The sequence below is a fragment of the Arthrobacter sp. StoSoilB19 genome (genome assembly GCF_019977275.1).
Classification (GTDB): Bacteria; Actinomycetota; Actinomycetes; order Actinomycetales; family Micrococcaceae; genus Arthrobacter.
The window spans coordinates 3,469,697-3,490,361 of sequence record NZ_AP024650.1; the positions used below are offsets into that span (position 1 = coordinate 3,469,697).

Below are 20,665 nucleotides of genomic sequence, written 5' to 3' on the forward strand. Positions count from 1 at the left end.
ACGACGGCGGCCGGCACCTTCGCGGGGCGGGTCTGCTCTTGCTCCGGCGAACCTCCGGGGAGTACGGTTCGCCTACGGCCTGCTGGCGCCCGTGTTGTGGATGTCCCATCCCTTGGAAAGTAGTTTCGATGGAGAAGCCGGCGAAGCTTTGGGCAGCCGCTCTGGCGGTCGGCATGCTGCTGGCCACCGTGTCGTGCACCTATAACGACTCCACTGAGGATCCCACCCAGCCGGCGACCACGGCAGCCCGCACTGCCAAAGTGCTCCGCATCGCGACGCAGGACGATGCGAACGTACCCACCCGCGGCCAGATCGAAGAATTTGTCCGGCAGGTTGAGGACCGTTCCCACGGGAGCCTGGTCATTGAACCGGTCCTCAAGGCCGCAGGTGATGGGGCCGGAGCCTGGGACCAGGCCGTGGCCCACCGGGTGATGAGCGGGGACCTGGAGATGGCTGTGGTGCCGGCCCGGGCCTGGGACACCGAGGGGATACTGTCTTTCCGTGCCCTCTCCGCTCCCTTCCTGGTGACATCCAGCGCCATGACCAGGGAAGTGGTGAAACCGGAGTATGGGCAAGGGATGCTGGCCGGCCTCAAGGATGCGGGCGTCACAGGGCTGGCGCTGCTTCCCGAGGGCCCGCGGATGCTGTTCTCCTTCGCCTCGCCCATCCTCAGGTTGGCGGACATCCAGGGGATGGTGATCAGGGCACCCCTATCCGGAACGAACTACGCAGTCCTTGAGGCGCTTGGCGCGTTGCCTCGGGACCTGGGTGACCGGGAATTCGGTGACGGAGTTGAGGCCGGAACGGTAGGCGGCGCGGAATCATCAATGGCCTACGCCTCCAATTTGCCGGGCGCGAAGACCAGGACAGGGCGCGCCATCGCCACCGGAAACCTTGTAGTGCACTCAAAGATCAGCACCCTGGTGATAAACGACAAAGCCAGGACCGCCCTCAGTGCGGAGGAACAGCGAATTCTCCAGGAGGCGGCGGACTCCACCAGGGATTGGGCCTCCTCACTCCTCTCACCGCTCGCGGACGAGGCGCGTCGGTACTGCGAGGGCGGCGGCAAAGTGGTTATGGCAACAGACCAGGACCTCACCGCCTTCCGGGATGCGGCGGCCCCGGTTTACGCCGTCCTCGAACAGGACGCGGAAACCAGGAGACTCATTGCGCGGCTCCGTGACCTGGCTGCAAGAACCCCGGCCGAGCCCGCGGTGGAACCCTGCGACTTCGACACTTACTGAGGCCTGCTGCTCCCCGGTCGTACCCTGCCGTCAGGGGAAATCAGGGAGCAGCTGAACCGACGACGGCGGCTGTTGCCTCTGCGATGGCGCGTTCCTCATCCGTGGGGACCACCAGGACGGGAATCGCGGACGAGGGCGTGGAAATGACGCGCGGTTCCTTGGACCGCTGGGAGTTCAGGCTGCCGTCGAGCTCGATGCCCAGGGCGCCCAGCCGGTCCGCCACCTGCGCCCGGAACTGGGAGGAGTTCTCGCCGATCCCCGCGGTGAACACCAGAGCCTCGGCCCCACCGACTGCCACATGGTAGCCGCCGATGTATTTGGCCAGCCGGTAGGATGCCACCGCGAGCGCCATCGTGGCTTTTTCGTTCCCGGACTCGGAGGCTTCCACCACCGAGCGCATGTCGTTGTTGCCGGCCAGGCCCTTCAGCCCCGATTCCCGGTTGAGCATGGTGTCGATGTCCTCGGGCGTCCAGCCGGCGCGGCCAAGGAACACCAGGATGGAAGGGTCAAGGTCGCCGGAGCGGGTGCCCATGACCAGGCCCTCCAGCGGGGTGAAGCCCATGGAGGTGTCCACCGACTTCCCGCCGCGGATGGCGGTCACGGAGGCACCGTTGCCCAGGTGCGCGATGACGCCGTCGAACTCCTCAGCGGGAAGGTCCAGCAGGGCGGCCGACCGGCGCGCCACGTACTCATGGGAGGTCCCGTGGAAACCGTAGCGGCGGATGCCGTGGTTGGTGTACAGCTCGTCCGGGACGGCGTAGCGCCACGCGTGCTCGGGCAGGGTGCGGTGGAAGGCGGTGTCGAACACGGCCACCTGCGGCATTTTGGGCCACTTTTTGGTGATGGCCCGGATGCCCAGCACGTTGGCGGGGTTGTGCAGCGGCGCCAGCGGGTTGAGGCGTTCGATGGCGCGGGTGATCTCGTTGTCCACCAGGACGGGTTCGGCGAACCGCTCGCCGCCGTGGACCACCCGGTGCCCCACCGCACCGAGCTCAAGGCCGCCCAGTTCCCGGTGGATGGCCGCGTCCACCTGCTCCAGCGCCTCCGCGTGGTCCCGCGGGCCCTCGATCTCGCCGTCCCCGCCGCCGCCGTTGCCCATGCCGATCTTCTCGATCAGCCCCTCGGTGAGGACCGTTCCGGCTGCCACGTCACGGACCTGGTACTTCAGGGAGGACGAACCGGAGTTGATGACGAGCACGAGCATGCGGGGCCTCCTCAGCCTGGCGTCTGCAGTTCAACCCCCACTATAGGTTGAGCCGCTATCGGTCGGTGAGCAGCAGCGTGTTGCCGTCCGGGTCCTGCGCCGTGAAGAAGAGGCATACCTCCGGAGACCCCTCGATGGCACCGACCGGAACACCGCTTTCCGCCAGCACGGCATGCGTTCCAGTCAGGTCGTCCACCATGAAATTGCAGGTTGCCCACGCCAGCCCGGGGGCGGCCTTGATGCCGCTGTCCGGGCCCATCAGCGTGACGGACGCGGTTCCCGCAGCGGTGAGGACTGCTGAGAAGGTGTTCGCCTCCGCGACGCTGAGTCCAAGAAATCGGCGGTACCAGACGGCCGCGGCATGTGGGTTGCGGACAGGGATGAAGGCAGTGGTGATGGCTGTACCGGGCATGCCAGCGATGTTAGCCGAGGGGAACATCGGGTCGGGCCCTTCCTTGCGGATCAGGCCCCGCTGTGCCTATGGTCGGCGGACAAGGCTGGACCACGCCGAGAGGACAATTCCATGACGAACGAGCCCAATTCGATCGACGAGAACGACCCCACCAACACGGGATCCAGCAGCACCGCCCCGCTTAACGCCGGAACGGGATCCGGCGGCAAGGGTGATCCCACGGGAGTGGAGGGCGCCAATCCGGCCCTGGACGACACCGGCAACCTCAAGGCCGCAGAAACCGGGGAAGCGCCGGAGGCGCCCGAGAACCGGGAGGACCTGGACCTCACCCCGCAGGGCCTCTCCGACGAGCCTGCCAAGGAAGAGGATCAGGAGAGCCTGGCCAAGCCGGACAACAGCTAAGCACCGCAGGCACCAAAGCACCCCATGAACAACGTACGACGTCGGCACTCACCAAAGTGCCGGCGTCGTACGTTGTTGCACCACAGCTAGGCCCGCGCCTCCTGCTGCTGCGCGGCCAGGTATGCGAACAGCCGGCGCAGGCCGAATGACCACTCCGGCAGTTCCTCACAGGGCCCCACCCGGTTGATCAGGGCACCCAGGTGCCGGCTGCGGATGGTCACCCGGTCACCGTGTTTGTGGGTGAAGCCCTGTCCGGGCACGTCGCGGTCCTGTGTGGGCGCAAACAGGGTCCCCGTGAACAGTGCGAATCCGTCCGGGTACTGATGGTGCTTCCCGTGCGTCGCCGCCACGAGCTCCTCGAAGGGCCGGCTGATCCGGGACACGCTGTTCCGGCCCTCCAGCAGGTAGCCGTCCGGGCCTTCGACGCCCAGCAGGATCTCCTCGCCGCGCAGCGTATCCAGGGTGAATTGGCCGTCGAACAGCCGGATCAGCGGTCCCAGCGCGCTGGAGGCGTTGTTGTCCTTGGCCTTGCCCAGCAGCAGCGCGCTCCTGCCCTCAACATCACGCAGGTTCACGTCGTTGCCGAGCGTCGCACCCACCACTGTGCCGCCGGAGGTGGCGATCAGGACCAGCTCCGGCTCCGGGTTGTTCCAGGACGAGAAGGCCGGGATGCCGATGCCCGCGCCCAGGCCTACCGAGGAGAGGACCGGGGCCTTGGTGAAGACTTCCGGGTCCGGACCGATCCCCACTTCCAGGTACTGCGACCACAGGCCTTCGGAGATCAGGACGCGTTTGGCTTCGGCGGCTTCCGGCGATCCCGGCCGCAGGGCGGAAATGCTTCCACCCAGGGCGCGGCCCACCAGTTCCCGGACCCCGGCCGCGCGTCCGGCGTCGCCGGCGCAGCGCTCCTCGATGACGCGCTCGATCATGCTGTCCACGAACGTGACGCCGCAGGCCTTGATGACCTGGAGGTCCACGGGGGCCAGCAACCGGGTCCGGGTGCTGTCACCCTCCAGGGACGCCTTGACGACGCCGGCCGTGTCCCAACGCGGTTCCGCCAGGCCGGGATCTGCCAGGGCTGAGCGGACGGCGGCAGCGGGATCGGGCAGCTCCAGGAGATCCGCGACCGTTCCGGCCAGGCGGTGCAGGTCAAAGACGCTGCCCCCGCTGACGGCCACAACGCGTGGTCCCCCGCTCTCCACATCCCAGACCCGCCCGATCAGCAGGGCCTGGTCCGCGTCCTCGGGGAGTATGGCGTGGACGTCTTCCGGGCCTGTGGCGTTCATTGCTTGTCCTCCTGGGTGGCCACAACCCCGGCTGCGGCGCCGGATGGGCGCTGCCAGACGCCATCCACCCTTTGCGGAACCTGCCAGGGATTGCTGTCCTGCAGGGGTTCGGGCAGCCGGTCCGCGGGAAAGTCCTGGTATGCCACCGGCCGCAGGAACCGGCGGACCGCCGCCGTGCCCACCGACGTGGTGGCCGAGGTGGTGGCGGGGTATGGCCCTCCGTGGTGCTGGGCGTAGCTGACGGTAACTCCCGTGGGCCAGCCATTCCACAGGACCCGGCCGCTGGTGTCCGCCAGCCGGGCAGCGAGCGCGGCGACGTCGTCGTCCGCTTCCGCCTGGAGCGTGGTGGTCAGCTGCCCTTCCAGCAGCCCGGCCAGGGCCGGCAACCCGGATTCGTCGTCGTACGCGACCACCAGGCTGGCCGGCCCGAACATCTCCTGGCGGAGCAGTTCCGGATTCTTCCGGACCTCGTCGGCAGTGGTGAGCAGGACGGTGGGGGCCGGCTCCTCGGCAAAGTCGCCTTCCACCAGGATGTCCACGCCGTCGGTGTCCCGGAGCCGGCTGACGGCATCGCTGTACCCGTCGTGCAGGCGGGGGCTGAGCAGCCGGGCGGGCGTGAAACCTGCCAGGGCCTGCGCCAGTTCGCGGCGAACGTCATCGGCCTGCCCCGCGGGGACGAACAGCAGCCCGGGCTTGGTGCAGAACTGGCCCATGCCCAGGGTGAACGAGGCAGCATAGCCGGCGAGGATGTCCGCCCGCCGCGCGGCCCAGGCCCTGCCCGTGACGAAGACGGCGTTGATGCCGCCCAGTTCACCGAAGAACGGAATGGGCTCCGGGCGGGCAGCGATGCGGTCGAGCAGGGCGCGGCCGCCCGCGGTGGAGCCGGTGAAACCGATGGCTTTCACCTGGGGGTGGTCCACCAGCGCCTCGCCTGCCTGCCGCCCGGTCACCATGGAGAACAGGCCCGACGGCGCACCTGCACCTTCCAGCGCATCGATCACGGTCCGCGCGGTCCGGGCCGCAAGCCCGGCGTGGGCGTCGTGGGCTTTGTGGACGACGGCGCAGCCGGCCGCCAGGGCCGACGCGCTGTCCCCGCCCATCACGCTGAACGCAAAGGGGAAGTTGGAGGCGCCGAAGACGCCCACGACGCCGAGCGGGACGTTGTAGCGCCGAAGGTCCGGGCGCGGGCCCATGGACCAGTTGGGGTCGGCGTGGTCGATGGTGGCGTCGAAGTGCTCCCCGAGGCGGATTTCCGCCGCGAAGAGCCGCAGCTGGAACACGGTGCGCTTCAGTTCCCCTTCCAGCCTGGCCGTCCCGAGGTGTGTTTCGGCCACGGCGGTCTGCACAAGTCCCGCAGCGTCCTGCTCCAGGCCGGCGGCAATGGCTTCAAGCCAGCCGGCGCGCCGGTGCGGGTCCGCCAAACGGGCCTGTTCGAAGGCACGGTGGGCGGCGCCGACGGCGGCGTCGAGCTCCCCTGCGGTGGTGGGTCCGGCGAGGACGGCCGTTGCGTGGGGGGCCGCGGTCATCGGCCGGCTCCTGCCGCCGCGGCCAGGGATCCGCCGGTGACGGCGGCCCGGTTGCCCACTTCCTGCCAGCCTGCGCCGTTGGGGAATTCCCAGCGGGCGCGGGAGGCGGTGAGCATCTCGGCGCCCGTGCCGGGCAGTGCCGGGGCGGCATAGCGGCCGTCGATGATCCGGACGGGTTCGGCAAAGTGCTCGTGCAGGTGGTCCACGAATTCGATCATGCGGTTTTCCTGGCTGCGGCCCACCACGGCGTAGTCGAAGAAGGAGAAGTGCTGGACCAGTTCGCACAGGCCCACTCCCCCGGCGTGCGGGCAGACGGGGACCCCGAACTTGGCTGCCAGCAGCAGGATGGCGATGTTCTCGTTGACACCGGCCACACGGGTGGAGTCCAGCTGCAGGACGTCGATGGCGCCGGCCTGGAGGAGCTGCTTGAAGACGATCCGGCTCGCCACGGCCTCTCCGGTGGCCACCCGTACGGGGGTGACACCCTTGCGGATGTCGGCGTGGCCCAGGATGTCATCCGTGCTGGTGGGCTCTTCGATCCAGTAGGGGTTGAATTCGGCCAGCTGGTTGACCCACTCGATGGCCTCGGAGACTTCCCAGCGCTGGTTGGCGTCAATGGCGATGGGCAGGGCGCCCACCGCCTCACGGGCCAGGGCCATGCGCCTGCGGTCGTCGTTGATGTCGCCGCCCACCTTGAGCTTGATCATGGAGAAGCCTTCCGCGGCCGCCTCCTTGCTCAGCCGGACCAATTTCTCGTCGCTGTAGCCCAGCCAGCCCGGGGAGGTGGTGTAGGCGGGGAACCCGTTGTTCCGGAGCGACTCGATGCGCTGGGCTTTGCCTTCCTGGCCGGCGCGGAGGATCTCCAGGGCTTCCTCGGGGCTGAGGGCGTCGCGGATGTGGGTGAAGTCCACCACGCTGACCAGTTCCTCCGGTGTCATTTCGGCAAGGAGGAGCCACAACGGCTTGTTTTCGCGGCGGGCACGGATGTCCCACAAAGCGCTGACCAGGGCGCCGCAGGCCATCTGGGTCACGCCCTTCTCGGGTCCCAGCCAGCGGAGCTGGGAGTCGTGGACCAGGAGCCTGGACGCGCCGCCCAGGTCATAAATCAGCTCGTCGATGTCGCGGCCCACCAGCAGGCGTGCGTAGGCGTCAATCGCGGACGTGAGGATTTCATTGCCGCGGCCGCAACTGAAGATGAAGCCGTGGCCCTCATCGCCCGCGTCGGTGCGGATGACAACGTAGGCGGCGGAGTAGTCAGGGTCGACGTTGACCGCATCGGAACCGTCAAGTTCGAGGGATGTGGGGAAACGAACGTCCTGGGTCTTGATGGACGTGATGGAAGGCATGGAACTCAACTTTCGGTTTACGACTGCTGGGAGGGGAAAGATTCGATTCCTATACGAATTTCTAAAATCATATAGGACATGTGATCCAGGTCAAGACCTGCCCGGCAGGCATTCGCTTGCCCGGGCACACAAAAGCCCCGGCCTGCGGGGCCGGGGCTGCGCCGCACTGGGCTAGCCGGTGATGATCCGCCTGCGCGGCGGGCCGCTGTCCTCCAGGGGGGCAAGTTCACCTTCGAAGGCCTGGGCAAACCTGTCGAAGGAGTTGCGGATATGGGTGGTCATGGCCGCCTCGGCCCGCTCCGGATCGCAGGCTTCGATCGCCTCACGCACGGCCGTATGCTCAGCCACCGTGATGGCGCCGTCCACATCTGCCGGGTAGAGCCGGAAGGTGTGCAGGTGGCAGTGCGTCTGGGCAAAGGCGTGCCGGACCACCGGATTTCCGGAGGCGGCCAGGATGGTGTCATGAAAGCGGGTGTCGTGCGCCACCAGATCCTGCCTCAGGTCCTTGCTGCGCTTCATGGTGCCCCGGAAGCCCGCCAGCTCCTTTTCCAGCGCGGCGGCCGGATTGGCAAGGCGGTCCACCGCCGCCGCACGCGCCGCCCAGGGCTCCACCAGGAGCCTGAACTCGAACAGCGAGCGCAGTTCCGGCAGGTCCAGGAGCGGGGTGGTGCTGTAGCCGCGGCCGGGGTTGTACACCACCAGGTTGTCGCCCTCGAGCCGCTGGAGCACCTCACGGACCGGGGTCTGCGAGACGCCAAGGCTGCGGGCCACGGCATCAATGTTGATGCGGGTGCCCGGAGCAATCCCGCCGTCCAGGATGGAGGCGCGCATGGCCGTGTAGACGTCGGGAACGGCTGCTTTGCCGCGCGGAACTTCGGATGGTTGACGTGGGGGCACGCAATTACCTCTTGAACTGGAGTGGACCGGGTTGAACCGGGGCACCCGGTTGCACGGGCGCCGGTTGGAGTGAAGCTGCTGGGGGAATCATAAGCCACCCGCCGCCGGCAGCTTCTCCGCAGGCTTTCCAAAAGCAACACTTGATCTGGATCACAAAATCTATATGATTAACCCGATTCCTATATGATTTTGGCGCAGATATCTTCCGCGTCTCCCCCTCCCGCACGTGCGCACCGCACCCGAAGCCATGTATATGTCGAAGGAGACCGCATGACTACGCTCGGAAGTAAAACAACCCTTGGCACTCCAGCCCGGCAGCCCCGCCTGATGACCCGCAAACGCTGGGTGATCATCTGGCTTGCCTTCATAGGCCTCAGCATCAACTACCTGGACCGTTCCAGCCTCAGCGTCGCACTGCCCTTCATGGGCAAGGACTTTGAACTCAGCGCCACCCAACAGGGCCTGATCTTTGCCGCCTTCTTTTGGGCCTACGACTTCTTCCAGCTCGCAGCGGGCTGGTACGTGGACAAGGTAGGCCCGCGCCGCTCGTTCTCACTGGCCGCCGTGTGGTGGTCCGTCTTCACCATGGTCACCGCCGCCGCATCCAGTTTCTGGTCCCTCTTCGCGGCGCGCTTCCTCCTCGGCGTGGGTGAAAGCCCGGCGCCCAGCACAGCCGCCAAGGTGGTGGCCACCTGGTTCCCGGTCCGCGAACGCGCCTTCGCCACCAGCATCTGGGACTCCGGCTCGCGCGTCGGGGCCGTCATCGCCCTGCCGATCGTCACCCTGATCGTCGCCTTCACCTCCTGGCACGCGGTGTTCATCATCATCGGTGTCCTTGGAATCATCTGGGCCGCCGTGTGGTGGAAGTACTACCGCGGCCCGGAGGAGCACGCCGGCGCCAACGCCGCCGAAGTCAGCTACATCCAGGACGGCGGCGCCCGCGGCGCGGCAAGCGACGACGAAAGCGCGGCCAAACTCCCCTGGCGTTCGCTCTTCAAGTACCGCACCATCCTGAGCATGATGTTCGGCTTCTTCTGCCTGAACAGCGCCATCTATTTCTTCATCACGTTCTTCCCCAGCTACCTGGTCAAGGAACGCGGCTTCGACCTCCTCAAGCTCGGCTTCTTCGGCGCCATCCCCGGCATCTGCGCCGTCCTGTTCGGCTGGCTGGGTGGCTACCTGGCCGACCGTGCCGTGCGCGCCGGGTCCCCGGTCAGCAAGGTCCGCAAAACGGCCATCGCCGGCGGCCTGGCAGGCGGCTCCGTCATCATGTTTGCCGCACTGGTCCCGGAAGCCTGGATGGCCCTTGCCCTCCTGTCCGTCGCCTACTCCAGCCTCACCGTGGCGGCAACCGGAATCTGGTCCCTGCCGGCGGACGTTGCCCCAAGTTCACGGCACGTCGGCTCCATCGGCGGCCTGCAGAACTTCGCCTCCAACCTGGCCGGCATCTTCACGCCGATCCTGATCGGCGTGCTGGTGGACCAGACCGGATCCTTCGTGGCGCCGCTGGCCGTCATCGGCGCGATCTCCCTCATTGGCGCAGCCAATTACCTGTTCGTCATTGGCAAGATCGAGCCGCTGAAGGTCAAGGCAGCCGCCTAGGCCTTCCCAGCCGCCAGGCAAAAGTACGACGCCGGCACTTACCAAAGTGCCGGCGTCGTACGTTTTCTGCGTGGTGCCCTAGGAGGCCGGTGCCTCTGCAGAGACCTGCGCCTGTTCCTGCACCTGGGCTTTCGCAGCACTTTGCGCCTGGATGGCGGTGATGGCCACGGTGTTCACGATGTCCTCCACCGTGCAGCCGCGGGACAGGTCGTTGACCGGCTTCCGCAGCCCCTGCAGGACGGGGCCCACGGCAACGGCACCCGAGCTCTGCTGCACCGCCTTGTACGTGTTGTTGCCGGTGTTCAGGTCCGGGAAGATGAACACCGTGGCCTGCCCCGCCACCGAGGAGCCGGGCATCTTGGACGCGGCAATGGAGGCATCCACGGCGGCGTCGTACTGGATGGGGCCCTCCACGGCGAGGTCCGGGCGGCGCCGGCGGACCAGCTCGGTGGCCTGCCGCACCTCGTCCACCGCCTCACCCGATCCTGAGCCTCCGGTGGAGTAGGAGAGCATGGCAACCCGCGGCTCCACGCCGAACTGGGCGGCGGTCTCGGCCGAGGCCAGGGCAATGTCCGCCAGCTGCTCCACGTTGGGGTCCGGGTTCACCGCGCAGTCGCCGTAGACCAGCACGCGGTCCGGCATGAGCATCAGGAACACCGAGGACACGATCTTCACGCCCGGCCGGGTCTTCACGAACTCCAGGGCCGGCCGGATGGTGTGCGCCGTGGTGTGCGCCGCGCCGGAGACCATCCCGTCCACCACGCCCAGCTGGACCATCATGGTGCCGAAGTAGCTCACGTCCTGCATGATCTCCAGCGCCTTGGGCAGGTCCACGCCCTTGTGCGCCCGCAGTTCGGCGTACTTCTCTGCGAACCTGACCCGAAGTTCGGAGGTGGCAGGGTCAATGACGTTGATCCCGGTGAGGTCGATGCCGTTCGCGGCGGCCAGTTCCCGGACGGCGGATTCGGGGCCCAGCAGCGTCAGGTCGCAGACATCGCGGCGGTGCAGGATTTCGGCTGCGCGCAGGATCCTGACATCGGTTCCCTCCGGCAGGACAACGTGGCGGCGCTGCGACCGGGCCCGCTCGATGAGGTCGTGCAGGAACCGCAGCGGGGTCATCCGCTCGGGCCTGGGCAGGTGCAGGCGCTCCACCAGCTCGGCTTCATCCACCCGCCGGGACCAGAGCCCCAGGGCGGAGGCCACCTTGCGCCGGTGCCCGGACCAGATCTCGCTGCGGACCTCGGAGACCCGGCGGGCGGTCTGGTAGGTGTCATCTCCGGTGGCGAACACCGGGAACGGTGCCTGCGCCAGGAGCGGGTAGATGTTGGCATCCGGGGCCAGGCCGCCGGTGAGGATGAGCGCCGACGCCACCGGGAACTCGGGTGAGAAGGAGGATGCCAGGCAGGCCACCATCACGTCCGCCCGGTCCCCCGGCACGATCACCAGGGCGCCTTCATCCAGCACGTTCAGGAAGTTGCCCACATTCATGGCGGCCACCTTGATGTCCCTGACGTCGCGTTCCATGTCCGGCGTGCCGGCGATCTGCCGCACGCCCAGCGCCATGGCCACCTCCCCGGTAGTGGGCCGGGCGATCTCCTCCAGTTCCGGCAGGATGTACACGGGCCGGCCGGAGGCACCGGGCTTCAGGGCCGCCGCAATGGCATCCAGGTCATCGGCGTTTGCCCGGTTGACCATGATGGCCAGGAGCGAGCACTTTTCCGCGGCAAGTTCCTTGCGCGCCACTTCGACGGCGGCAGCGGTCTCCGGAACGGTCCGCCCCTTGGCGCCCACAACAGCCACCACGGGCGTGGCCAGGTTGTTGGCAAGCCGGGCATTGAGGTCGAATTCGACGGCGGAGTCCTGGCCCACCAGGTCTGTGCCTTCGACGATCACCACGTCGCAGAGGCGGGCGATGTCGGCGAAGATCTCCACGCACCTGGCATCGATCTCGGCTCGGTTTCCCTCCGCGAGCAGCGTGCGGACCTCCCCGTAGGTCAGGCCGCCGCGGCACCGGTCCTCGTCCAGGGCGAACCGGGACTTCATCAGCGCCACCATGGGGTCCTCGGCTGCCGAGGGGCCGTGAACCACGGGCTTGAAGAAGCCGATCCGGTCCGCGTGCCGGTGCAGGGTGTCCGCCAGCCCCAGGGCTACCAGGGACTTGCCCGAGCCGGGGGTGGTTGCGCTGACGTAGATGCCTTTGGCCATGGTCCGCCCTTTGCTGTTCTTGCTGGTGCAGGTCCTCCCATCCTTGCACTTCAGGCCCCGTGGCGCGCGCCGCCGTCGGGCATTCCACCCCGGATGCCCTCCCGGCCAACGCACGCTGCCCTTGACACCGGACCCCCTCATGGGATTACCTAATGAACATTCGGTAAATAAAGCTGGAGGCAATGACGCATGGCTGAAGCAACACTTTCCGGGGCCACCCACCCCATCCTGGAAAACGACTACGCCTCCGAATGGATGGGAATCCAGGTCCTCGCCCTCAGCGACGGCCATGCGACCATCCGGATGACCCTCCGGCAGGAAATGCTCAACGGTTTCGGGATGGCCCACGGCGGAATGATCTTCGCGTTCGGGGACACCGCCTTCGCCCTCGCGTGCAACCCCATCCACCCTGCACCCGGCGAGGAAGGCACCATCACCGTGGCCTCCGGCGTCGACATCAACTTCCTCAAGCCCGCCTTCCGCGGCCAGGTGTTGACCGCCGTCGCAGACCGCCGCTCCAGTGCCGGGCGAAGCGGACTGTACGACATCCAGATCTTCGCGGCCGACGCCGCCGCGCCGGCTTCCGAAACCCAACCCAGTTCCCCGGGCGAGCTCATCGCCGAGTTCCGCGGACGCAGCCGCACCATTCCCAAGAAGTAGGAAACCATGACCCTGCATGCCCCCGAAACCCCCGCCGCTGCCGGCATCGACCCCGGCCTGGACCGCGAGGAAACCATCTCCCGCGATGAGCTCGAGGCCCTCCAGCTCAGCCGCCTGCAGCACACGGTGGCCTACGCCTACGAGCGCGTGCCGCTGTACAAGCGCAAGTTCGACGACGCCGGCATCCACCCCAACGACCTGCGTGAACTGAGCGACCTGGGCAACTTCCCGTTCACCACCAAGGACGACCTGCGCGAGGAATACCCGTTCGGCATGTTCGCGGTACCGCAGCACGAAGTGGCCCGCGTCCACGCGAGCTCGGGCACCACGGGCCGCCCCACCGTGGTGGGCTACACCAAGCAGGACCTGGCAGACTGGGCGAAGCTCGTGGCCCGCAGCTTCCGCGCCTCCGGCATCCGCCCGGGCATGAAGGTCCACAACGCCTACGGCTACGGCCTGTTCACCGGCGGCCTGGGCGCCCACGCCGGGGCCGAAGCCCTGGGCTGCACCGTCATCCCCATCTCCGGCGGCCAGACCGAACGCCAGATCCAGCTGATCCAGGACTTCAAGCCGGACGCCATCCTGGCCACGCCCACGTACCTGCTCACCATCGCCGACGCCATGGCCCACATGGGCATCGATCCCGCCTCCACATCGCTGAAGTATGCGGTGCTGGGCGCCGAGCCGTGGACCGAGGAGATGCGGCATGAACTTGAGGTCACCATGAACCTCAAGGCATGCGACATCTACGGGCTGTCCGAGGTCATGGGCCCGGGCGTGGCCGGCGAGGCGGTGGAGACCCAGGACGGCAGCCACATCTGGGAGGACCACTTCCGCCCCGAAATCATCGACGCCTTCAACCCGGTGGCGGGCAAGGAGAACGTCCTGCGCGACGGCGAACACGGGGAGCTGGTGTTCACGTCCCTCACCAAGGAAGCGCTGCCCATCATCCGCTACCGGACCAAGGACCTCACCCGCCTGCTGCCCGGCACGGCCCGCCCCGCGCACCGCCGGATGGGCCGCATCACCGGCCGCAGCGACGACATGATCATCCTGCGCGGCGTGAACCTCTTCCCGTCCCAGATCGAGGAAATCGCCCTGCGGATCCCTGAGCTCAGCCCGCACTTCCAGCTCGAACTCACCCGCCCCGAAGGCCAGCGGATGGACCAGCTGACCGTGCGCATCGAGCGCCGCGACGCGGTGAGCATTGAACAGGGCACGACGGCGGCACGCACCTTGAAGGAGCAGATCAAGATCCACGTGGGTTCTTCGTGCACAGTGGACGTGGTGGAGCCGGGGTCGCTGGAGCGGTCCAACGGCAAGCTGCGCCGGATCTACGACCTGCGCCCGAAGGGCTAGGAGTCAGTTCTCCACGGTCGGCCGGGGCCGCTTAGACGGCCACCGGCTCCAGCGCTGCCGGACCCGGTGGCCGGGCTCCGGCCGATTACCGAACGTTCATGAGAAAATGGCGGCTATGTCTTCCACAGATGCTCCTGCAAAGCGCGGCCGGCCCGGGTATGACCAGCAGTCGGTGCTGCTGATTGCCGTCGACGTGTTCAACCGCCACGGGTACGATGCCACCTCCATGGGCATCCTGGCCGAGAACCTGGGCATCTCCAAGTCTGCGATCTACCACCACGTACCGTCCAAGGGCGACCTCCTCAAGCTTGCCCTGGACCACGCCCTGGGCGGCCTCGAGGCCATCCTGGAGCAGCCCCAGGCTACCTCCGGGGCAGCCGACGCACGGCTGGAGTTTGTGCTGCGGCAGACCGTGGCGGTGCTGGTGGACCGCCTGCCCTTCGTCACGCTGCTCCTGCGCCTCCGCGGGAATACGGACATCGAACGGGATGCGCTGGAACGCCGGCGCACCTTCGACCACAAGGTGGCGGCCCTGATCTCCGCCGCGCGCGACGAAGGCTCGCTCCGCCAGGACATCGACCCGCGGACCGTCTCACGGCTCCTGTTCGGCATGATCAACTCCATCGTCGAGTGGTACAAGCCCGGCGGCTCCCTGTCCCCGCAGCGGCTGGCTGACGACGTCCTCACCATGGCGTTCGACGGCCTGCATGCTGACGCATAGGCAGCAGCCGGGCCGGCCCAGGCATCAATAATAAGTGTGCTTGGTATTTTCCTGCTCCCCGGCTACGGTGGTAGAAAACCAGCATCCGCAGGGAGGTACCGATGGGCCAGGCCACAGATCCACGGCGTTCGCGGCGCCCCCGGACAGTGCTTGCCGGCGGCGCCCTGGCGGCCGCCTTGGCACTCAGCGCCTGCACCGGTACGCCAAGCCCCCCGGCCCCCAGCGGCACCTCCCCAAGCCAGGCGTCGCCGTCGGCCTCCGCCAACTCCACGCCCGCTCCCTCCACCTCCGGTTCGGCCGGGACGGAAGGCGGCAACTCCGGGACAGCGGCCGGAAACCTGCCGCAACTCGTGGAAAACCTGTCGCCATCGGTTGTCACCATCTTCACGGAGGGCGGCCTGGGCAGCGGGGTGGTGTACTCGGCCGACGGCCTGATCCTGACCAACGAGCACGTGATCCGCGGCGCCACCAAGGTTGAGGTGGGGTTCGCGGACGGTCAGCGGGTGGAAGGAACGGTGAAGGCCAGCGACGCGGTGACGGACCTTGCGCTGGTGCAGGCCAAACGCACCGGCCTGCCGAAGCCCACCTATCAAAGCAACCTGCCCAAGGTGGGCGAAGGCGCCCTGGTCCTGGGCTCACCCCTCGGCTTTGAAAACACGGCCACCGCCGGCATCATCTCCGGACTCCACCGCTCCATCCCCGGATCCGCGTCCAACAGCCTCTCCCTGGTGGACCTCATCCAGACGGACGCGCCCATCAGCCCCGGCAACTCCGGCGGCGCCGTGATCAACATGCGCGGCGAGGTGATCGGGATCAGCGAGGCCTACATCCCGCCGTCAGCCGGCGCGGTGTCACTGGGCTTCGCGATTCCCGCCGCCACCGCCGTGGACGTCGCCGAAGAACTGCTGGCCAACGGCACCGCAAAACACGCTTACCTGGGGCTGACGCCAGGCGAGCTGACGGCGCAGATTGCGGACCAGCTGGGAATCCAGGAAGGGGCCGGCGTCGTGGTGCTCGCTGCCGACGGTGACGGTCCTGCCGGGCGCGCGGGGATCCGGCCGGGCGACGTCCTGCAGTCCATGGAGGGCGTGGAGCTGACCACCCCGGAGAAGCTCCTGGCGGAACTGCGCAAGCGCAACCCAGGGGACACCGTAGGCTTCAAGGTCAAGCGCGGCGATCAAAGTTTGGATATCAAGGTGGACCTGAGCGACCGGCCTCCCAGCACAACCACCCGATAGGAAGGAAAAGAATATGAGCCACCCCAAGGAAGAGCCCGACGCAGGATTCATCATCCCGGACCCCTCAAAAATGCGCGAGGACGTTCCCGGCGACGCCGGCGACGAGGCCAACGTGATCCGCTTCAGCGAGGAGCAGGCCCTGATCGAGGAACAGTCGCACGGCGTCCGCCCGGACACCTACAGCATTCCCTCCGGCGGCCCCACCATGGACGAGGCCCGCGGCAACATGGACCTCTCCGACCGCAGCGAGGACGGCCACGGCACCGGCCGCGAGGATGACAGCAGCGACGACAGCCTGCACGGCGGCGCCGAAAGCTGACGCCGGCGAACCAAGACAAGCAGCAGGGGTGCCCCGATCCGACCGGGACACCTCTGCTGCTTCAGTTTGGGCTTGCCTGCAGCTGCCGTGCCTGGACCTGGTACTCGCCTAGACCTGGTACTCGAGGGCGCTGCCGAGGTTCTGGTGGACGCACAGGATGTTGTGCTCCGTGTCCATGAACCAGGCGCACTTCTCCGAGTCCGTGGTGCAGATGTGGTTCTCCGTCCGCAGCGTAGGCAGATCATAGTCCTGGAACACCACACCCTTGGCTTCCATGTCCCTGACAGTTGCCTCGATGTCCGGGACCTCAAAGCTCAGCGCAGTGTGATCGGAGTGCTTGCCGTCCGCGACCGGCATCAGCTGCAGCAGGGGGCCGCCGTCGGTGCCGAGTAATTCGCTTCCGTCGTCCGCCTTGCCGCGGTGCGGGAGCCCGAGCTTTTCTGTGTAGAAACTGCGGGCGCGGGCTGCATCATCGACGGGCAGGATGGTTGTGGCTGTGCTCAGTCTAAGGTTCATGTGGGCCACCTCCTACGGGAAGAATCTTACGCCCGGGATGCCGGAAAAGACCCTCCCCAAACGCCCCATCACCTCCCGCACCAAAACCCAAAACGCCCCATCACCTCCTGACGGAAGGTGATGGGGCGTTGGGGAAAAACCCGCAGCAGGTGATTGGGCGTTGGAGGCTACTTCTCCACGAGGGTGAGGACGTCGTAAGTGGCCACGATCTCGTCGTTCTGGTTGGTGAGCACAGCGTCCCAGGCCACCTCGCCGTATTCGTCCGTTTCACGGGGAGTGATCTTCTTGGCGGTCAGGGTCACCCGGATCGAATCACCTGCGGCCACGGGGGTGGTGAAGCGGCAGTTTTCCAGCCCGTAGTTGGCCAGGACCGGGCCCGGGGCGGGCTCGACGAACAGTCCGGCGCCCCAGGCGAGGAGCAGGTAGCCGTGGGCCACGATGCCCGGGAAGAACGGGTTGGCTTCGGCGGCTTCCCGGTTGGTGTGGGCGTAGAACGTGTCGCCCGTGGAGTTGGCGAAAGCAGTGATGTCCTCGAGGGTGACCTGCCGCAGGTCCGAGCGGACGGCATCACCGATCCGCAGCGTCTCCAGGGACTTCCGGAACGGGTGCGTCCCCTCGGTTTCCACCGTGAAGTTGCGGTCCGCGCCCGTGTGCCACACACCGGTGACGGCGGTGAGCATGTTGGGCGAACCCTGGATGGCGGTGCGCTGCATGTGGTGCATCACCGAACGGATGCCGCCCAGTTCCTCGCCGCCACCGGCGCGGCCGGGACCGCCGTGCACCAGGTGCGGCACGGGCGAACCGTGCCCGGTGGAGCTGCGGGCGTCCTCGCGGTTGAGCATCAGGACACGTCCGTGGTGCGCTGCGATTCCCGTGACCAGTTCCCGAGCCACGTCAGGATCATTGGTGCACACCGAGGCAACAAGCGAGCCGCTGCCGCGGGCGGCCAGGCGGACGGCGTCGGCAATGTCCTTGTACCCGATCACGGACGAAACGGGACCGAAGGCCTCCAGAGAGTGGACTTCCTCCGCTTCCGGGTCCTGCCAGTTCAACAGGACGGGCGCCATGAATGCCCCGCCCTCCACCACGCCGGTGGTTCCGTCGGCTGAGGTGACCGACGGCGAATCCAGCGTTCCGTACGCAAGCTCACCGCCGGCGTCGAGCATGGACTGCACGGCCGCGCGCACATCGTTCAGCTGCTCCACGGAGGCGAGGGCGCCCATGGTGACGCCGTCAGCGCGGGGGTCACCGAGGACGACGCGCTCGGCGATGCGCTTGCCGATGGCGGCGGAGACGGCCGGAACGAGTTCCTGCGGCACGATGGCGCGCCGGATGGCCGTGCACTTCTGCCCGGCCTTGGCCGTCATCTCGGTGACCACGGACTTGACGAAGGCGTCGAATTCCGGTGTGCCCTCCACCGCGTCGGGGCCAAGGATGGCGGCATTGAGGGAGTCGGTTTCCGAGGTGAAGCGGACGCCGCCCTGGACCACGTTGGGGTGGGACTTCAGCGACAGTGCGGTGGACGCGGAGCCGGTGAAGGCCACCAGGTCGCGGTAGTCCAGGACGTCCAGCAGCCCGCGGACCGAACCGGAGACCAGCTGCAGCGAGCCCTTGGGCAGGATGTTCGACTCGACGATGGCCTTGACCACGGCCGCGGCCACGTAGCCGGTAGGCGTGGCGGGCTTGACGATGGTGGGCACGCCGGCGATGAAGGCGGGCGCGAACTTCTCGAGCATGCCCCAGACCGGGAAGTTGAACGCATTGATCTGCACGGCGACGCCGGGGATCCGGGTGTAGATGTGCTCGCCCGCGAAGGACCCGTCCTTGGACAGCACCTCCATGGGCCCGTCCACCACCACCTGGGAATTGGGGAGCTCGCGCCGGCCCTTGGACCCGAACGTGAAGAGGACGCCGATGCCGCCGTCGATGTCGATCATGGAGTCCACCTTGGTGGCACCGGTCTGGGCCGAGAAGGTGTAGAAGTGTTCGCGCCGGGCGTGCAGGTACTGCGCCAGCTCCTTGAGCTTGAGCGCCCGCTGGTGGAAGGTCAGCTTGCCCAGTTCGGCCTGGCCGGTGGTGCGGCCGTAGTCCACGACGGCGGCCAGGTCCAGGCCCTCCGTGCTCACCTTCGCCAGGATCTCCCCGGTGCTCGCATCACGGACGGGGACTGCCGAAGCCGACGACCCGGCGTCGGGCGTCCACCATGCATCCATGATGAAGCTGGGCACTGTCTCCACGGTGTCGACCGTGGCCTGGGGAGCTGTGGCGGTGGTGGTCATCGTTGACGGGTCCTTCCAACAAGGGGGCAGGCAAACAGGACGGGTCATTACTGACCGTCCGTTCGGTAATATATTCACCATACATGAAGTGCCGTGCTGCACACTAGAAGGCCGGGACTGAATTCGGCCACCCAAAGGAGAACGTATGAGCGCCCCAACCCCCATGGATGCTGCCGGGAACCAGCCCGATGCGCACGAGCTGTGGAAGATCACGCTCGGCGAGCTGGACGAGAAGATGGGCGTGAAGATCCTGGAGGAGTCCGTTGAACGCGTGGTGGCCACCATGCCGGTGGAGGGCAACAGGCAATCCTTCGGACTGCTGCACGGCGGCGCCTCCCTTGCGGTGGGCGAGGCTGTGGGATCCTGGGCTGCCGTCATCCACGCCAGCACCATGGGCAAGACGGCGGTGGGCGTGGACGTTTCCGCCACCCACCATCGCTCCGCACGCGAAGGCCAGATCACCATCACTGCCACCCCCATCCACCTGGGCGGCACCCTGGCCACGCACGAGGTGCTGATCACCAACGAGGCGGGCCAGCGGCTGTGCACCCTGCGCATCACCAACCTGCTGATGAAAAGAAAAAGCTGACTTAAAAAAGATGCCGGGCCGTGCATCCAGGGACGGTGTTGCGGCGGTAGTAAGCGCGTAAGCATCCTCTGCCCGGCTACCGGGCTTCCCTCAAGGAGTTCGACATGCGCAAAATGACCTACGCCGCTGGAGCGCTTTCCCTTGCCGCTTCGCTGGCTTTCGCCGCCCCCGCCCAGGCAGGCGGCCGGCACCACCATGACGATCCCGCCCTGCTGTCCGTCCTGCACGGGGTTCCCGGCCTGACCGTCGACGTGTGGGTGAACGGCGAGCTCACCCTCGATGACTTCACACCAGGGACCCTGGCCGGCCCGCTGGAATTGGCTGCCGGTGACTACCGGATCGCCGTCACGGCATCGGATGCCACCAGTGCGGAGAACCCGGTGATCGGGCCGGTCGACGTGGAACTCGACGAGGGCCGCAACTACACTGCCGTGGCGCACCTCAGCGCTGATGGGGCACCCACCGCATCGCTGTTCACGAACGACACCAAGGCGCCCCGCAACGACAAGAAGGGCAAGCTGACGGTCCGGCACGTGGCCGCAGCCCCCGCCGTGGATGTGCTGGCCGGCGGATCGGCAGTGATCGAGGACCTCCGCAACCCGGACGAGGCCACCCTGAAGCTGAAGGCCGGGACCATTTCAGCAGCGGTAGCCGCGGCCGGAACCACCGATCCCGTGATCGGCCCAGCGGACATCAACGTCGAAGCCGGGAAGAACACCATCGTCTACGCGTGGGGAAGTCTGGCCGACAACACCTTGAAACTGGCCGTCCAGGTGGTTGGCGGCAAGGAGAAGTGCGACGAGCACGACTAACCACGCAGTTACCATCCACAGCGCTATGGCTGCGGGCAGGCCCCCTGG

At 67.3% G+C, this 20,665-nt stretch carries 19 protein-coding genes; 10 read left to right on the forward strand and 9 right to left on the reverse strand.

The features are described 5' to 3' along the window. The first annotated feature begins 128 nt into the window (after positions 1–128). Positions 129–1,244 carry a TRAP transporter substrate-binding protein DctP gene (gene dctP, locus LDO86_RS16040; protein WP_018768844.1) on the forward strand — a complete coding sequence of 372 codons (1,116 nt, stop codon included), beginning with the start codon at positions 129–131 and terminating at the stop codon, positions 1,242–1,244. Positions 1,245–1,284: 40 nt separating this feature from the next. Here the strand turns inward: dctP and LDO86_RS16045 are convergent, their stop codons facing one another. Continuing rightward, positions 1,285–2,448, reverse strand: coding sequence for an acetate kinase (locus LDO86_RS16045; RefSeq protein ID WP_018768845.1), 1,164 nt, complete (start codon positions 2,446–2,448; stop codon positions 1,285–1,287). Positions 2,449–2,503: 55 nt separating this feature from the next. Next, positions 2,504–2,860 (reverse strand): VOC family protein, encoded by a 357-nt coding sequence (locus LDO86_RS16050; RefSeq protein WP_155845538.1) that lies wholly within the window; start codon positions 2,858–2,860, stop codon positions 2,504–2,506. A gap of 111 nt (positions 2,861–2,971) precedes the next feature. On the opposite strand from LDO86_RS16050, the gene LDO86_RS16055 reads away from it, so the two are divergent. Next, positions 2,972–3,262, forward strand: a complete 291-nt coding sequence (locus LDO86_RS16055; RefSeq protein ID WP_018768847.1) for a hypothetical protein — start codon at positions 2,972–2,974, stop codon at positions 3,260–3,262. Positions 3,263–3,348: 86 nt separating this feature from the next. Here the strand turns inward: LDO86_RS16055 and LDO86_RS16060 are convergent, their stop codons facing one another. From LDO86_RS16060 to LDO86_RS16075, 4 genes are all read right to left on the reverse strand, one after another. Beyond that, the gene (locus LDO86_RS16060; protein ID WP_018768848.1) at positions 3,349–4,548 is read right to left on the reverse strand and encodes a fumarylacetoacetate hydrolase; all 1,200 of its coding nucleotides are present in this window, start codon (positions 4,546–4,548) and stop codon (positions 3,349–3,351) included. Continuing rightward, positions 4,545–6,074, reverse strand: coding sequence for an aldehyde dehydrogenase (NADP(+)) (locus LDO86_RS16065; RefSeq protein ID WP_018768849.1), 1,530 nt, complete (start codon positions 6,072–6,074; stop codon positions 4,545–4,547). Before LDO86_RS16065 ends, LDO86_RS16060 begins: the two co-directional genes overlap by 4 nt. After that, a complete protein-coding gene (locus LDO86_RS16070) occupies positions 6,071–7,420 on the reverse strand; it encodes an L-fuconate dehydratase (RefSeq protein WP_018768850.1) in 1,350 nt (449 codons plus the stop codon). Before LDO86_RS16070 ends, LDO86_RS16065 begins: the two co-directional genes overlap by 4 nt. A 171-nt stretch (positions 7,421–7,591) precedes the next feature. After that, entirely contained in the window at positions 7,592–8,317 is a 726-nt protein-coding gene (locus LDO86_RS16075) for a GntR family transcriptional regulator (RefSeq protein WP_043424825.1), read from the reverse strand. 270 nt (positions 8,318–8,587) lie between these two features. Here LDO86_RS16075 and LDO86_RS16080 point away from each other — a divergent pair, with 270 nt between their 5' ends. Next, positions 8,588–9,919: an MFS transporter gene (locus LDO86_RS16080; RefSeq protein ID WP_018768852.1), complete on the forward strand. Its 1,332-nt coding sequence runs from the start codon at positions 8,588–8,590 to the stop codon at positions 9,917–9,919. A gap of 78 nt (positions 9,920–9,997) precedes the next feature. Here LDO86_RS16080 and pta read toward each other — a convergent pair whose 3' ends face one another. Next, a complete protein-coding gene (gene pta, locus LDO86_RS16085) occupies positions 9,998–12,124 on the reverse strand; it encodes a phosphate acetyltransferase (RefSeq protein WP_018768853.1) in 2,127 nt (708 codons plus the stop codon). 189 nt (positions 12,125–12,313) lie between these two features. On the opposite strand from pta, the gene LDO86_RS16090 reads away from it, so the two are divergent. The 5 genes from LDO86_RS16090 (at position 12,314) to LDO86_RS16110 (ending at position 16,421) form a co-directional block, all read left to right on the forward strand. Further along, positions 12,314–12,784 (forward strand): hotdog fold thioesterase, encoded by a 471-nt coding sequence (locus LDO86_RS16090; RefSeq protein ID WP_018768854.1) that lies wholly within the window; start codon positions 12,314–12,316, stop codon positions 12,782–12,784. A gap of 6 nt (positions 12,785–12,790) precedes the next feature. Further along, on the forward strand, positions 12,791–14,143 hold the full coding sequence (gene paaK / locus LDO86_RS16095) for a phenylacetate--CoA ligase PaaK (RefSeq protein WP_018768855.1): 1,353 nt from the start codon (positions 12,791–12,793) through the stop codon (positions 14,141–14,143). Positions 14,144–14,258: 115 nt separating this feature from the next. Beyond that, entirely contained in the window at positions 14,259–14,864 is a 606-nt protein-coding gene (locus LDO86_RS16100) for a TetR/AcrR family transcriptional regulator (protein WP_018768856.1), read from the forward strand. Positions 14,865–14,965: 101 nt separating this feature from the next. After that, the gene (locus LDO86_RS16105; protein WP_026265698.1) at positions 14,966–16,102 is read left to right on the forward strand and encodes a trypsin-like peptidase domain-containing protein; all 1,137 of its coding nucleotides are present in this window, start codon (positions 14,966–14,968) and stop codon (positions 16,100–16,102) included. Positions 16,103–16,115: 13 nt separating this feature from the next. Beyond that, positions 16,116–16,421, forward strand: a complete 306-nt coding sequence (locus tag LDO86_RS16110) for a hypothetical protein (protein ID WP_018768858.1) — start codon at positions 16,116–16,118, stop codon at positions 16,419–16,421. Positions 16,422–16,529: 108 nt separating this feature from the next. On the opposite strand, the gene LDO86_RS16115 is transcribed toward LDO86_RS16110, so the two are convergent. Continuing rightward, on the reverse strand, positions 16,530–16,937 hold the full coding sequence (locus LDO86_RS16115; protein WP_018768859.1) for a VOC family protein: 408 nt from the start codon (positions 16,935–16,937) through the stop codon (positions 16,530–16,532). Between the two features lie 167 nt (positions 16,938–17,104). Continuing rightward, positions 17,105–19,216 (reverse strand): phenylacetic acid degradation bifunctional protein PaaZ, encoded by a 2,112-nt coding sequence (gene paaZ / locus LDO86_RS16120; protein WP_018768860.1) that lies wholly within the window; start codon positions 19,214–19,216, stop codon positions 17,105–17,107. 145 nt (positions 19,217–19,361) lie between these two features. Between paaZ and LDO86_RS16125 the strand changes: the two genes are divergently transcribed. Both LDO86_RS16125 and LDO86_RS16130 read left to right on the forward strand, forming a co-directional pair. Further along, the gene (locus LDO86_RS16125) at positions 19,362–19,805 is read left to right on the forward strand and encodes a hotdog fold thioesterase (protein ID WP_051081334.1); all 444 of its coding nucleotides are present in this window, start codon (positions 19,362–19,364) and stop codon (positions 19,803–19,805) included. A gap of 104 nt (positions 19,806–19,909) precedes the next feature. After that, a complete protein-coding gene (locus tag LDO86_RS16130; protein WP_018768862.1) occupies positions 19,910–20,617 on the forward strand; it encodes a DUF4397 domain-containing protein in 708 nt (235 codons plus the stop codon). Positions 20,618–20,665 lie beyond the last annotated feature (48 nt).

Excerpts from the sequence above, each read along its gene's own strand:
- dctP (WP_018768844.1), top strand. The coding sequence starts at position 129 with ATGGAGAAGCCGGCGAAGCTTTGGGCAGCCGCTCTGGCGGTCGGCATG.
- LDO86_RS16045 (WP_018768845.1), bottom strand. The coding sequence starts at position 2,448 with ATGCTCGTGCTCGTCATCAACTCCGGTTCGTCCTCCCTGAAGTACCAG.
- LDO86_RS16050 (WP_155845538.1), bottom strand. The coding sequence starts at position 2,860 with ATGCCCGGTACAGCCATCACCACTGCCTTCATCCCTGTCCGCAACCCA.
- LDO86_RS16055 (WP_018768847.1), top strand. The coding sequence starts at position 2,972 with ATGACGAACGAGCCCAATTCGATCGACGAGAACGACCCCACCAACACG.
- LDO86_RS16060 (WP_018768848.1), bottom strand. The coding sequence starts at position 4,548 with ATGAACGCCACAGGCCCGGAAGACGTCCACGCCATACTCCCCGAGGAC.
- LDO86_RS16065 (WP_018768849.1), bottom strand. The coding sequence starts at position 6,074 with ATGACCGCGGCCCCCCACGCAACGGCCGTCCTCGCCGGACCCACCACC.
- LDO86_RS16070 (WP_018768850.1), bottom strand. The coding sequence starts at position 7,420 with ATGCCTTCCATCACGTCCATCAAGACCCAGGACGTTCGTTTCCCCACA.
- LDO86_RS16080 (WP_018768852.1), top strand. The coding sequence starts at position 8,588 with ATGACTACGCTCGGAAGTAAAACAACCCTTGGCACTCCAGCCCGGCAG.
- pta (WP_018768853.1), bottom strand. The coding sequence starts at position 12,124 with ATGGCCAAAGGCATCTACGTCAGCGCAACCACCCCCGGCTCGGGCAAG.
- LDO86_RS16090 (WP_018768854.1), top strand. The coding sequence starts at position 12,314 with ATGGCTGAAGCAACACTTTCCGGGGCCACCCACCCCATCCTGGAAAAC.
- paaK (WP_018768855.1), top strand. The coding sequence starts at position 12,791 with ATGACCCTGCATGCCCCCGAAACCCCCGCCGCTGCCGGCATCGACCCC.
- LDO86_RS16100 (WP_018768856.1), top strand. The coding sequence starts at position 14,259 with ATGTCTTCCACAGATGCTCCTGCAAAGCGCGGCCGGCCCGGGTATGAC.
- LDO86_RS16105 (WP_026265698.1), top strand. The coding sequence starts at position 14,966 with ATGGGCCAGGCCACAGATCCACGGCGTTCGCGGCGCCCCCGGACAGTG.
- LDO86_RS16110 (WP_018768858.1), top strand. The coding sequence starts at position 16,116 with ATGAGCCACCCCAAGGAAGAGCCCGACGCAGGATTCATCATCCCGGAC.
- LDO86_RS16115 (WP_018768859.1), bottom strand. The coding sequence starts at position 16,937 with ATGAACCTTAGACTGAGCACAGCCACAACCATCCTGCCCGTCGATGAT.
- paaZ (WP_018768860.1), bottom strand. The coding sequence starts at position 19,216 with ATGACCACCACCGCCACAGCTCCCCAGGCCACGGTCGACACCGTGGAG.
- LDO86_RS16125 (WP_051081334.1), top strand. The coding sequence starts at position 19,362 with ATGAGCGCCCCAACCCCCATGGATGCTGCCGGGAACCAGCCCGATGCG.
- LDO86_RS16130 (WP_018768862.1), top strand. The coding sequence starts at position 19,910 with ATGCGCAAAATGACCTACGCCGCTGGAGCGCTTTCCCTTGCCGCTTCG.